The organism is Micromonospora sp. NPDC005979, from assembly GCF_040614415.1.
Taxonomy (GTDB): domain Bacteria; phylum Actinomycetota; class Actinomycetes; order Mycobacteriales; family Micromonosporaceae; genus Micromonospora.
On the sequence record NZ_JBEXUR010000006.1, the window covers coordinates 177868 to 190549 of the forward strand.

Annotated in this window: 10 protein-coding genes; 7 read left to right on the forward strand and 3 right to left on the reverse strand. The window is 74.3% G+C overall.

What is annotated here, in order from left to right:
- Positions 1 to 73: 73 nt before the first annotated feature.
- The 3 genes from ABZ272_RS12755 to ABZ272_RS12765 all read right to left on the reverse strand — a co-directional run bounded on the left by ABZ272_RS12755 (position 74) and on the right by ABZ272_RS12765 (position 4390).
- Positions 74 to 1534 (reverse strand): GTP-binding protein, encoded by a 1461-nt coding sequence (locus ABZ272_RS12755; protein WP_355050077.1) that lies wholly within the window; start codon positions 1532 to 1534, stop codon positions 74 to 76.
- Complete coding sequence (locus ABZ272_RS12760) at positions 1531 to 3387, reverse strand: dynamin family protein (RefSeq protein ID WP_355050078.1); 1857 nt, start codon at positions 3385 to 3387, stop codon at positions 1531 to 1533. The genes ABZ272_RS12755 and ABZ272_RS12760 overlap by 4 nt, the downstream gene beginning before the upstream one ends.
- A gap of 115 nt (positions 3388 to 3502) precedes the next feature.
- Positions 3503 to 4390 (reverse strand): IniB N-terminal domain-containing protein, encoded by an 888-nt coding sequence (locus tag ABZ272_RS12765; protein ID WP_355050079.1) that lies wholly within the window; start codon positions 4388 to 4390, stop codon positions 3503 to 3505.
- Between the two features lie 296 nt (positions 4391 to 4686).
- On the opposite strand from ABZ272_RS12765, the gene ABZ272_RS12770 reads away from it, so the two are divergent.
- The 7 genes from ABZ272_RS12770 (at position 4687) to ABZ272_RS12800 (ending at position 12575) form a co-directional block, all read left to right on the forward strand.
- Positions 4687 to 5958 (forward strand): Hsp70 family protein, encoded by a 1272-nt coding sequence (locus tag ABZ272_RS12770; RefSeq protein WP_355050080.1) that lies wholly within the window; start codon positions 4687 to 4689, stop codon positions 5956 to 5958.
- A gap of 5 nt (positions 5959 to 5963) precedes the next feature.
- Positions 5964 to 8531 carry a LuxR C-terminal-related transcriptional regulator gene (locus ABZ272_RS12775; RefSeq protein ID WP_355050081.1) on the forward strand — a complete coding sequence of 856 codons (2568 nt, stop codon included), beginning with the start codon at positions 5964 to 5966 and terminating at the stop codon, positions 8529 to 8531.
- 25 nt (positions 8532 to 8556) lie between these two features.
- Positions 8557 to 10533: a nitrate- and nitrite sensing domain-containing protein gene (locus ABZ272_RS12780; protein ID WP_355050082.1), complete on the forward strand. Its 1977-nt coding sequence runs from the start codon at positions 8557 to 8559 to the stop codon at positions 10531 to 10533.
- Entirely contained in the window at positions 10530 to 10979 is a 450-nt protein-coding gene (locus ABZ272_RS12785; RefSeq protein WP_355050083.1) for a roadblock/LC7 domain-containing protein, read from the forward strand. The genes ABZ272_RS12780 and ABZ272_RS12785 overlap by 4 nt, the downstream gene beginning before the upstream one ends.
- Positions 10957 to 11337, forward strand: coding sequence for a DUF742 domain-containing protein (locus ABZ272_RS12790; RefSeq protein ID WP_355050084.1), 381 nt, complete (start codon positions 10957 to 10959; stop codon positions 11335 to 11337). Before ABZ272_RS12785 ends, ABZ272_RS12790 begins: the two co-directional genes overlap by 23 nt.
- Before the next feature lie 71 nt (positions 11338 to 11408).
- Positions 11409 to 12143, forward strand: a complete 735-nt coding sequence (locus tag ABZ272_RS12795; protein ID WP_355050085.1) for a cellulose binding domain-containing protein — start codon at positions 11409 to 11411, stop codon at positions 12141 to 12143.
- A 51-nt stretch (positions 12144 to 12194) separates the two neighbouring features.
- The gene (locus ABZ272_RS12800) at positions 12195 to 12575 is read left to right on the forward strand and encodes a YccF domain-containing protein (RefSeq protein WP_355050086.1); all 381 of its coding nucleotides are present in this window, start codon (positions 12195 to 12197) and stop codon (positions 12573 to 12575) included.
- Positions 12576 to 12682: the final 107 nt, after the last annotated feature.

A 12682-nucleotide genomic window follows, 5' to 3' on the forward strand; every position in this document is an offset into this window, starting at 1 on the left:
GCAACCACGGCCCTGTCAATGGGTTGATCGCCGCGAAACGCGCCCGTAGCGTCCCGGGTGGACTCGCGGCCGCTCAGCGCCCGCCCGCCGCCAGCTCGGCCAGCATCCCCTCGCAGCTACGCACGACCACCTCGGCACCGCGCCGCTGGGTCAGTGGGAGCAGCGGATCCTCCGCCCGGTCCCGCCACCGCCACTGGGCGTCTGCGGCGGTCTCCCAGAGCCGTTGGGCGGTCGCCTCGTGCTCGACACCGAGCCGGGCGGCCAGGGAAACGCCCTCGCCGCCGACCAGCCGCTGCGCCTCGGCGGCCAACTCGGCGTCGAAACCGAGACGGGCGTTGCGCAACGCCACCAGCAGGCGCAACTCACGGAACTCGTGCGCGCCCGCCAGGATCTGCTCGATCGCGCCGATCAACTCGTCGCTGCCCCGGACCGGCTCGGCCCGCACCAGGGACTCCACGGCGGCCAGCGCCGAGCGCGCCTTGAGCGCGTCGCGCCGATCGACGAAACAGCGGGTCATCGACTCACGCAGCTCGGTGAGCCCACTGCGCCGGATCAGCTCGGCCGACATCGCCACCCGGGTGTCGAACCCACCGCGTACCAGGGTCGTCGCCAGCCGGATACCGAAGAGGCCGAGCCGGTCCAGCAGGCCCGCGCGCACCTCGGGTTCGAGGCGTACCGGCAGGTCGCCACGGACGAAGCGGTCGGCGGAGAGCAGGTGGGGCTCCAACCCGGCGCGGGGCACCCCGGCCAGCGTCGCCAACGCGGCGAAGTCGGACTCGCTGAGCAGCCGACCCGCGAGGCCGACAGTTCCACTACACGCCACCACGTTGACGGCCAACGCGCCCACCCGGGGATCGCGGTGGTGCCGCCGGGCCAACTGTCGGGCGGTGAGCAGCCCGTCGATCCGGCCACCGCCGACCTCGTCCGCCCGGGACAACACCATGATCACGTTGACCGGGGCGGCCTGCCCGACGGCACTGTCCCGACCGGACTCCAGCACCCGCAGATCGCTGTCGCGGCCATCCCGGGTCAGGAACAACACCGCGTCCGCCTCGGCCAGCACCCGGTCCAGCACCGGCGCGTGCCCCTGCTCGTCGACCGTACCGAGCGCCGGGGTGTCGACGAGCGTCACCTGCCGCAGCGCCCGCGTCGGCCACCGCACCACGATGTCGCGTACCTCCCCGGCACGCCAGCCGAGATCCACCCGCATGCCGGTCGCCGACTTGACCACCGTCAGCTCCTGTGGAGGTTGCCCCACCGGGTAGGCGGTAGCGCCCGGTGACGCGCCGTCCTCGTACCAGGTGAACGCGCCGGCGGCGCCCTCGACCGGCGCGACCTCCTCCCCCATCAGCGCGTTGAGCACCGTCGACTTGCCCGCCCGCCACGGCCCGGCGACCGCGATCCGCAGCGGCTGCTCCAACCGCGCGATCTGGTGCCGCAACCGCCCGACCGCCCGCGCGTCGTGCTGGTAGACCTCCAGCGCCTGGTGCAGCAGCCCCCAGGCCGCCTCGTCCAACCGCACCCCGACAGTCATGCCCCGGGCTCCAACAGCACCGGGGTCGACCGGGTGCCGGTCAGGTGCTGGGACTGCTCGTAGAGCGCGGCGAGGCGGGTCATCTTCGACCGGATCTCCCGCTGCCGCTGCTCGCGCAGGGCGACGTCGGTGTCGGCCTCCTGCTTCGCGCTGCGGAACGACTGCACGATGGCCTCCTGCAACTCCTCGGTCAGACCCGTGAAGTGGTCGCGCAGCATCCGTTGCACCTGCCGGGCGGCGTCCCGGCAGTCCCGGACCATCCGGACGAAGAACTCGTCGACATGCCGCTGGATGGCCGTCTTCACGGTCGCCTGCCGGCGGCGCAACATCTGCTTGCTCTCGTCGCGGATGCTCTTGCCGCCGAAGAGGGCGCCGATGCCGACCGAGACCGGGTTGATCATCGGCATCCCGGCCAGGGTGGTCGCGAGGCCGAACATCAGCATGCCGCCGTACGAGCCCTTCATGCCGGTGAACAGCTTCTGACCCGTCGTGAACCGGTCGATCCTCGGTCGTTCCAGGTCCGGCAGCCGGTCGCCGAGATCCTCCGGCATCGTCATCGACCAGGGCGGCAGCACGTCGTAGCCGTACCGGTTGAAGTGGGCGGCCACCCGGCGGGCGATCCAGTCACAGCGCTGGACCAGCCACTCGTGGTTGGCCTCCGCGGCCTCGACCAGGCTGCGCGACAGCCACTCGTCGAAGGTGTCCCAGGCGACGAGCGGGTCGGCCTCATCGAACGCCTCGTCAACCGCCCGCAGGATCTGACGCGTCCGGTCCCGCAGGTCGTACTCGATGTCGGAGAGCAGGTCGGCCATCTCGTCGTTGAGGGTGTTCTGCCAGCGGGTCGAGCAGCGCCGCAGCTCGTCGACCTCCCGCTGGGCCGCGTGCAGCCGCGAGATCGGCCCGGAGTGCTCCTCGGCCTCCTGCGTCGCCAACTCGGCGCGCAGCGGCGCGGCCAGTTGCTCCACCACCGTACGGGCCACCGCCTGCACCGACGCCCGCGCCAGGTGGTCGGCCTTGCCGGCCAGGTCCCGTTGCAGACGGGCGATCAGCGCCGGAAAGCCGGACTCGGCGTTGAGACCACGGTCGTCGGCTGCCGCCGCGCGCAGCCGCAGTGTCGCCGACACCGGGATCAGCGGCGCCGCGACGCCGGCATCGGCGAGGTGTTGCCGGTTGCGCTCGGCGACCGTCCGCCAGTCCGCCACCAGGTCGGTCTTGCTCTGCACCACGACCACGTTCGGTTGCGAGCGCATGACATGCAGCAGCATGTTCAGCTCGGCCACCGAGAGCTCCCTCGTGGAGTCGGAGACCAGCAGCACGGCGTCCGCGCGGGTCGAGGCGGCCACCTCCACGGCCGCGCCGAGCGCGGCGACCTCGTCGGTACCCGGAGTGTCCACCAGCACGAGTCCGGCGGCGAGCAGCGCGCGGGGCAGGCCGACCTCGACGTACGCCGGACCGCCCCCCGGCCGACGCCCGACCGCGCCGGACACGCCGGCCGCGACCTGGTCGAGCGCCAGGGGGGTCCGCTCGGCGAGCGTCGCCACCGGCGCTCCCGTTGGCCGTCCGGCCGGCGGCGCCGGCGCCTGGACCATCGTGGCGCAGGCGGCTTCGGCGTGCTGCACCACGGTCGGCAGGACGGTGGTGCGACCGTCACCGACCGGGCAGGCCGGCGCGTTGATGATCGCGTTGATGAGCTGACTCTTGCCCTGGTTCGGCTCACCGACGACCAGGACCCGCAACGTCGGGTCGAGCAGTTGGGCACGCTTTTGCCGGACCGTCTGCAGCAGATCGCCGCGACCGTGTGTCGTGCACGTCCGGGCGATCTCGTCCAGTACGTCCAGCCAGATCCCCGCCATCACCGCACCAAGTGTGCGGATTTCGGCTCAATTAGCAAGAGGTGCCGGGAAGGAAACCGGGAAGGGCCGGGTTGCTCGACGCGACCCGGCCCCCCGCTTCCGACGGAAAATCCCGTCAGAGCAGACCGCCGGTGATGCCCAGCAACCCGTGGTCCGACGAGGCGGGCCCCCCGTCGTGCGAGTCGCCGGTCACACCGTCGGTGAGCCCACCCGTCACGTCACCGACCGTGCCGGTGACCCCGGGAAGGAGACTGTCCACGTGGTGCGTGACACCGCCCACCACCGACGGAACGTCCACCGGCGGCACCACGCCGCCGACGGCGCCCTCGCCGAGGCCCAGGCCACCCAGGGTGTCGTGGACGCCGAGGGAGCCGACGAGGCCGTCGACCTGACCGTGCACGCCGGAGAGGACGCCACCGGTCACGTCACCGCCGAGCACCGGGTCGGTGACGCCGAGTACGCCGGTCGGGTCCCCGACCGTACCGGTCGCCCCGCCGAGCACCGGGTCGACGATCCCGTCGACCGGCTGCACCACGTCCGCGTCGAGCGTGTGCGCGACGTCGGCCACCCCGGTCAGGTCGGTGTCGAGGCCGCTCGGCCCGACACCCAGGCCGACACCCGGCAGCACGCTCACCCCGGCGGCGACGGTCGACGGGTCGACCGCGATGGCGCCGAGCACACCGGCCTTGACGTCCACACCGGAGGGCGAGCTGGTGACGCTGATCTGCTGCGCCACGCTCTGCAACTGACCGACCACGTCGGTGGCGTCGGTCACCAGCGGGTCGAAGCCGAGCTGCCCGACCACCGGGGTCAGCGGCGCGAGGCCCGCGCCCGGCGCGTAGTCGACCACCAGCGGCACCACGTCCTGCACGTCGGCGGCGGTGATGTCGCTGAGCCCCGCAGCGTGCAGCGCGCCCTCCGGGTCGAGGTCGAACGCCGACCGCGCGTCGGGGTTGGTCAGCAGGTCGAGCACGAAGTCGTGGAGGGTCTGTTGCGAGTCCATGTGCCGGTTCTCCTCGGATTGGCATCGGCGACCGTCGTTCGTCGAGAGGAACGCTATGGCGGGGGGCGGTCCCGGACATCGGGGCTGCGCCCGCAACCGATCACGCCGCGTTAGGGCATTCGCCGGCTCCCCCGTTAGGGGGACTGGGGGAAACCGTCCCGGTCAGATTAGGGTGCCGACCACGCAGTGATCTCTGGTACGAACGTAGGGGCCCGCGGGTTTCGCCGGGGGTGGGTCGCCGGACAGCGCCGACGCCATCGCCATCAGCCGGCCACTCGCGGAAAGAGAAGAGACGGATGCCGTACGTCCTGGGGATAGACATCGGAAGCACCAACACCGCCGCCGCCGTCGCTCGGCGCGACGGCCGTACCTGGACGCGTCCGGAGGCTGTCCCGCTGAACGCCGGCTCGCCGCTCGTACCGTCGGTGCTGCACCTGGCCGAGGACGGCGCGCTGCACATCGGCGGGCCCGCCACCGACGACGGCAGTCGTACCAGCAGGGATTTCGTCCGTCGCATCGGCGACGACGTGCCCCTGCTGCTCGGCGGCGAGGCGTGCGCGCCGCAGACCCTCACGGCGGAGTTGGCGGCCTGGGTCGTGGAGCAGGTGCACGCCGCGGAAGGCGGCCCGGCCGAGGCGGTCGTGCTCAGCCACCCGGCCAGCTGGCGGCCGTACCGGCGGGAGCTGCTGCGCCGGGCGCTCGTCGACCTCGGGTTGCGCACGGTGACACTGCTCCCCCGCACGGTCACGGTCGCGGAGAGTCACGCGGCGCGTGGCTTCGCGGGCACCACGGCGGCCGTCTACGCGTTGGGCGGCGCCAGTTTCGAGGCGGCCCTGGTCCGGCGCACCCCGCGCGGCACCTACGAGAGCTTCGGCACGCCACAGGGTCTCGACCCGATCGGCGGGGCCGACTTCGACGAGCTGCTGGCCAGCCACGTCCGTACCGTGCTGTCCCGGGAGCTGGCCGCCATCGGGCGGCGGGACCACCAGGCGGCCCTGCGCGGCCTGCCGGCCGAGTGTGACCGGGTCAAGCGGGCGCTGACCGTCGAGCCGGCCGCCGACGTGGTGTTGAGCCTGCCGACCGGTCCGACGCGGATACCGGTGACCCGCGCGCAGTTCGAGGCGATGATCCGCCCCACCGTGCAGGCCACCGTGGACCTCCTACTGCGCACCGTGCACGGCGCCGGCCTGACGCCGACGCAGCTCGACGGGGTCCTGTTGGCCGGCGGCTCGACCCGCATCCCGCTGGTCACCGAGCTGATCAGCACGGCGCTCGGTGTGCCGGTCGAGGTCGAACCGGACGCGCAGCTCACCGCCGCCACCGGAGCGGCGAGCGCCGCCTGCCAGGTGGTGTCACCCCGACCGCGCCCCGGACCCCCGGCCCCGGTCCGCGATCCGGCGCCCGTCCCGGGTGGCGGCCGGGCGAGCATCCCGGCTCTGCGGCGACCCCGGAACCACGCCACCGATCCGGGCGAACCGCCACCCCGACCGCCGGTCCGGATCCTGCCCCTCGACCTGCCGAAGGCGTCCCGCCTGGCACTGACGCTCAGCCGGGGACGCGAAGGATGACCACCATGATCATGAAAGACCTCGTCGAATCCCGACTGGTGCTGGGCCGGGCGCCCAGGTCACTGCTGGACCGGGTCGCCGACGATCCGGTCGCGCCGCTCACCGTCGGCCTGGCCGGACCCGCCGGGCACGGCAAGACCGCCCTGCTCGCCGAGCTGACGCGCCTCCAGCAACGGGCCGGCGTCACCGTCCACACGGGCGTTCCCGGGCCCGGCGAGCCCGTCGACCAGGACGACCTGATCCTGGTCGACGACGCGCACCTGCTCGACGACGAGCGGATCGGCGTGCTGCTGCGCCTGGTCGCCACCCGCCGGCACCGGTTGGTCGTCGCCCACCGCCCCTGGCCCCGGTCGGCAGCCCTGACCGAGCTGGTCGACACGCTGCGCCGCGACGGGCAGGCCGTGCTGCTCGGGCCGTTCACCCGGGAGCAGACCGGGGCCTGCGTCGCCGCCGTTCCCGAGTTGACCCAGCGCGCCGAACTCGTCGACTTCGTGCACACGCAGACCGGTGGCGTCCCCCGCGACGTCGAGCGGCTCACCCGCGGCCTGCGCGCGGCACCGAGCCTGGCCACCGTCCCGACCGAGCCGCCCCGGACCGTCGTCCTCGAGTTCGCGCCGGAGCTGGAGATCCAGCCCGCCCCCGTACGACGACTGTTGCTCGCGGTCGCGGCCGGCGTACCGCTGCCGGTGGCCATGCTCGGCCCGCTCCTCGATCAGGAGCCGGAGGCGGTCGACGAGCTGATCGCCACGACCCGGGCGGCCGGCCTGATCGGCGCGGACGGCCGGCTCACCCCGCTGGTCCGCCGGGCCGTCACCACGCTCAGTCCGGCCACCGAGCGCAGCGCCCTCTGGCGACGCCTCACCGAGTTGCAGCTCGCCCGGGGCGGCCCGGTGCTACCGCTGGTCCGCTCGCTGCTCGCGGTGGGCGTCCTCGGCGACTGTCCGGCCCCGACACTCGCCGCGGCGGCGCAGGAGGCGCTTGCCGACGAGCCGGCCTTCGCCGCCGAGCTGTTCGCCGCCGCCACCGCGGCCGGGCACCCGACCGGCGCCCGGCAGGCTCTCGCGGCCGCGCTCGCCGGTGACCTCGACGACGCGCTGCGCCTGGCGGATCGGCTGCTGACCACCGCCGACCCGGCGGTCCGCGCCGAGGCGGCCGCGGTGGCCGCGACCGCGCTGGCGCACCGGGGCCATGCCAGCCGCAGCGTCGAGCTGTACCGGTGGTCGGGCACCGCCTCGTCGGTGGCGTTCGCCGGCGTGGGCGGGTTCGCCATCGGCGACCTGACCGCCGCCGGGCCGCGCGTGGACGAGCCCGCCGGCGCACCGCCCACCCTGCACGCCAGCGCCGCCCGGCTGATGGCCGACGGAGTACGCGAGGGCGTCACCGGCACGCCGAGCGCGGCGCTCTCCGCGCTCGTGCAGTCCGCCGCCCTGTTGGAGCCGGACGGCCGGGCGGCCCTCCTACCGGACAGTCCGGCCGCGCTCGCCGCGCTGACCGCCGTGCACTGTGGCGAGCTGGACATCGCCGAGCGGGTCCTGCACCGCGCGCAGGCCGGCGGTGTCGGCGGCCCGCTGATGGCCCGCCGGCACCGGCTGTTGCAGGCCTGGATCCTCATGGTCCGAGGTCAGACGCTCGCGGCCGCCGAGCGGCTCGCCACGGTCACCGCCGACGAACGCCCGTTGGAATCCCGCGACCTGCTCTTCGCCGCCGCGCTGCGGATGGGCATCGCCCGGCGCACCAGCGACCTCGGCGCGCTCAAGCGGGGGTGGGGCCAGGCGCTGGAGGCGGTGGTCCGCCACGGGGTCGACCTGTTCACGCTGCTGCCGCTGGGCGAGTTGGCCATCGCGGGCGCGCGGCTCGGTGACGTGGCCCGGTTGGCGCCCTACCTGCGGGAGGGCGCCGCGCTGCTCGACCGACTCGGCTCACCGACCCTGTGGAGCGTCCCGCTGCACTGGAGCGGCCTGCACGCCGCCATCCTGACCGGCGAGCCGACGGCCGCCGACGACCACGTCGCCGCCCTGCTCGCCGCCGCCGAGCACAGCCGCTACGCCGGTGTGGTCGCCGCGGCCGCCGAGAGCTGGGTCGAGGTGCTACGGGGTGTGGTCGACCCGGTGCGGGTCGAGGCCGCCGCCCGGGGCCTGCACGACACCGGGCTGTGCTGGGACGGCGCCCGCCTCGCCGGGCAGGCCGCGATCCGCACCGCGGACCGGCGGGCGATGACCACTCTGCTCGAGTGCGCCCGGGTGCTCCAGGGTCGGCCGGGTGGCGCGACCGGTGGGCAGCGCCCGAGCGACGGCGCGACCGCCACGCCCGTCGCCGCCGCCGGCCCCACCCAGCAGGGGCTGAGCGACCGCGAGTACGAGGTGGCCGAACTGGTGCTGGCCGGGCTGACCTACCGGGAGATCGGTGACCGGCTCTTCATCTCGGCCAAGACCGTGGAGCACCACGTGGCGCGCATGCGCAACCGGCTGCACTGCGCCAACCGGGCGGAACTGCTGGCGTTGCTGCGGACCATGGTCGCCGACCGGGCCAGCGACGCCGCCGGGCAGCCATGGCCGCAGCGGTCGGCCCGATGAGCCGGCGCACCGGGCGGAGCGCCACGTGACGCGCGCACGACGATCGAGGGTCCGGCTCGTCGCGACGGCGGCGGTGCTGCTCACGTTGTGGTCGTACGCGGCCTGCCTGACCGGCCGGGACGCCGTCGACCTGCTGCGGGTGCGGGCCCTGGCCGACACCCTGGGGCAGCCCATCGACCGGCTGGTCCTGAGCCTGCAGACCGAGCGTCGGGCGACCGCCGAGACGTTGGCCGGCGCCGCGCCCGCGCGGGCCACGCTGGCCGGGGCACGGACGGCGACCGACGGGGCGGCGGCGCAGGTCCGGGCGTTCGGGAACGGACACGACCTGCGCCTGCTCAGCGCGGGCGCGGTCCGCGACCGGGCCGAGACCCTGATCCGGAGGCTGAACGGACTGGGGGCGATCCGGTCCCGGGTGGACGACGGGCAGCTCGACCAGGCGGGCGCGGTCGACGGGTACGACCAGCTCGTCGACGCCGCCTTCGACGTGTACGGACCGGAGTGGGGCGCGCACGAGAGCAGGCTGGCGGTCGACACCCGCGCGGTGATCGCGCTGGCCCGTGCCCGTGAGCTGCTGGCCCGGGAGGACACCCTGGTCACGGCCGCCGTGCTGAGCGGGCGACTGAGCGTCGAGGAGCGCCGCCGGCTGGTCGAGCTGGTGGCCGTCCAGCGGTACGCCCGGGCCGAGGCGACGGCCGGCCTGCCGGGCGACGGCCACCGCGCGTACCAGCGGCTCGTGGCAGGCCCCGAGTTCGCGGGCCTGCTCGCCGTGGAGGACGCGCTGCTGCGCACGGACCGGGCCGACGCGCTGCGTGGGGTCAGCGCGCCGGAGTGGCGCGCGGCGGCGGACCCCGCCCTCGGCGCGCTGCACGAGCTGGTGACGACGACCGCCCGCGCGAGCGTCGAACGGGCCACCCCCGGCGCCGCGGTGATCGTGGGGCGGACCGGCCTGGTGGTGGGTCTCGGGCTGATCGCCGTACTCGCGGTGCTGCTGGGCTGGGCCAAAGCCGTACGCCGCGAGCACGCGCACGACGCCCCGCCGGGCGCCGACCAGCGCCGGCACGAACCGCCGGACGTACCCGTCGACCGTCTGCCGCCCGTCGCCGAGAACGGCGGCGATCAGCAGGGCGGCGGGCCGGCGCGGGAACGTCACGCGACCGACCTGTTCCTGGGGATCACCCGGCGCAACCAGGTCCTGCTGCGCGACCAGCTCGACCTGCTCGACGCGATGCAGCGGCGGGAACACGACGCCGCGGAGGCCGACGAGCTGTTCCAGCTCGACCATCTCACCACCCGCATCCGCCGCAACGTGGAAAAGGTGATCACCCTCGCCGGGGCGCGGCCCGCGCGCCGCTGGCGACGCCCGGTCCCCCTGCTCGACGTGACGCGCGGCGCGGTCGCCGAGGTGCCGGAGTACCACCGGGTCCTGGTGGCGCCGCACTGGCCGTGGTCGCTCGCCGGCCCCGCCGTCACGGACGTCGTGCACCTGTTGGCCGAGCTGATCGAGAACGCCCTGACCTTCTCGACCACCGACACCACGGTCCGGGTCACCGGCGAGCACCGGCCGCACGGCTGCGCGATCGTGGTGGTCGACGACGGTCCCGGCCTCGACGCCACCGCGCTCGACGAGGCGAACCACCTGCTCGCCAGCCCGCCGAACGACCCGCCGAGCGACGCCGGAGGGTTGTACGCGGTCGCCCTGCTGGCCGCCCGGTGCGGTGCCCGGGTCGTCCTGCGGCCGAGCCGACGCGGCGGGACGGCTGCCATCGTGCACCTGCCGGCCGAGCTGGTCACCGTGACCGGCGGCCCGGACGCGACAGCCCCGGGGCCCGCGTACCGGCCGATGCCCGGGGCGGTCGAGGCGCCCGACGCGAGGCCGACGGGCAGCGCCGACGGTCTGCCGATGCGGATCCGCCAATCCGGGCCGACCGTGCCCGGCCCCGGCAACGCCGGCCCCGAGACCGTCGAGCTGCCGATCACGAGAACAACGAGGAGACATCGATGACGCACGCAGTGGTCACCGAGGACAGCCTGACCGGCGCGCTGGACCGCCTGGTCGACCGGGTACGCGGTGCGGAGTTCGCCGTGGTGCTCTCCCCGGACGGGCTCCCGCTCGGCCGTTCCCGGCAGGTGCAGGCGAAGCTGGCCGAAGAGATCTCCGGGATCGTTGCCGGCCTGTTGGCGCTGGGACTGGCCGCCACCCGGACCTGCGACGCGGGCGCGCTGCGCCAGATCGTGGTGCAGATGTCGCGGGCGTTCCTCTTCGTCGCCACCATCTCGAACGGGACCATCCTCACCGTGCGGATCTCCGGCGACGAGGTCGAGGTGGGCGACATGGCGTACGAGGTCGCGCTCTTCGTCGGGCAGGCCGAACGGCACCTGCCGATCCGCCTGGAGACCGCCGCCGCGGCGAGGAGCGGAGATTCTGGTGCCCAGCGCCGGCTCCGCTGACGAGGCGTGGTACGACGACGACGCCGGCCCGGTCGCCCGTCCGTACACCATGACCGGTGGGCGTACGACGCCCGAGCGCGGCCGGTTCGACCTGATCTCACTGGTCGTCGCGCGGCGGTCGGCGACGTCGCCCACGTCGCTCTTCCCCGAACAGGCGCGGATCGTCGAGCTGTGTCACCATCCAGTGTCGGTGGCCGAGGTCAGCGCCGAGCTGGATCTGCCCCTCGGCACCGTTCGGGTCCTCCTCGGTGACCTGCTGGGGGCGGGGTTGGTCGAGACGCACGAACCGCCGTCGCTGTCGGAGCTGCCGTCGCAGGAGCTGCTCGAGTCGATACTCGTCGGGCTGCGCGCCCTGTGACCGCTCGGGTGCCACCGCGACCCGGCGGTCGCGGGCGGGCGTCCGGCGACGAAGTGAAGGGGAGAGAGGCAGTGCCGGCAACACCGCCGCAGCCACGGCGTACTGTGGCGATCATCCTGCTGGACCGGATCGTGGCCGCTGCCGCAGCCGTGCGGCGGGTGGTCACCGGCCAGGCCGACGTGTCGCGGGCCACCTGGGTCGCCGTGTTCGCGGCGCTCGGGGTGGTGGTGGCGACGGTGGTCTCGATCGTCAGCGTGGTGCGTACCCCGGAGCAGCTAGCGCCGGTGACCCTGGACGCGCCCCCGTCGGTGGACCAGCTGGGCACGCCGGGCCCCGGTACGCCCCGGGGGCAGGCACAGCCGGCCGCCACCAGCCCGACCACCGTGGGGTCGCCCTCGGCCAGCGCCGCGCGGCCACCCGTCGAGCCGCCGTCCAGCGCGCCGGCCGTGACCCCCTCGTCGGCCTCCCCGACCCCGGCCGCTCTCGCCGCCGACTTTGTCATCGAGGACAACGCGCTGCTCAGCTACGGCGCGGCCGTGACGATCAGCAATCCGGGGCCAGTGCCGGCGACCGGGTGGACGCTGACCATCACGCTGCCCCGGGAGTCGCTGCGGGTCAGCGCGGTCGAGGGCGCGCGGGCCACCCAGGACGGCGCGGTGTGGACGTTCGTGCCGGACGGCAGCGTGGGGCAGGTCCCGGGCAGCGGCTCGACGCGGGTGACCTTCCGGGTCAACGGCGCGGCGGTCGGCGCGACACCGACGGCGTGCACGATCGACGGGATCGCCTGCGGCGGCCTGTCGAACTGAAGCCCGGCAGGCGGCCCGGACCCGGTGGCGAGCATCGCTCATGCTCAAGGGGTGATTCGCTTCGTCCTGAACGTCTTGTGGCTCATCTTCGGCGGCGGCCTCGTGCTGGCGATCGGCTACGGCTTCGCCGCGCTGATCTGCTTCCTGCTGGTCGTCACCATCCCGTTCGGCGTCGCCGCGCTGCGCCTCGCCGTCTACTCGCTGTGGCCCTTCGGCCGCACGCTGGTGCCCAAACCGGGCGCGGGCGTCGGCTCCGGGCTGGCGAACGTGCTCTGGGTGGTGCTGGCCGGTTGGTGGCTGGCCCTGTCCCACATCCTCGCCGGCATCGCGCTCTGCGTGACGATCATCGGGATCCCCTTCGGCATCGCCAACTTCAAGCTCGTCCCGGCCGCGTTCTGGCCGTTGGGCCGGGAGGTCGTCGAAGCGCCGTGACACGTCGACGGGTCGCCCGTCCCGGTCGCGGGCGACCCGGTCGGGGCCGGCGGCGTCGATAGTGGACAATCCGTTTCACCCCGACGGATCCCTCGATAGGAGCCTGG

Coding starts and splice junctions, on each gene's coding strand:
- ABZ272_RS12775 (WP_355050081.1), top strand. CDS start 5,964: ATGATCATGAAAGACCTCGTCGAATCCCGACTGGTGCTGGGCCGGGCG.
- ABZ272_RS12765 (WP_355050079.1), bottom strand. CDS start 4,390: ATGGACTCGCAACAGACCCTCCACGACTTCGTGCTCGACCTGCTGACC.
- ABZ272_RS12785 (WP_355050083.1), top strand. CDS start 10,530: ATGACGCACGCAGTGGTCACCGAGGACAGCCTGACCGGCGCGCTGGAC.
- ABZ272_RS12760 (WP_355050078.1), bottom strand. CDS start 3,387: ATGGCGGGGATCTGGCTGGACGTACTGGACGAGATCGCCCGGACGTGC.
- ABZ272_RS12770 (WP_355050080.1), top strand. CDS start 4,687: ATGCCGTACGTCCTGGGGATAGACATCGGAAGCACCAACACCGCCGCC.
- ABZ272_RS12755 (WP_355050077.1), bottom strand. CDS start 1,534: ATGACTGTCGGGGTGCGGTTGGACGAGGCGGCCTGGGGGCTGCTGCAC.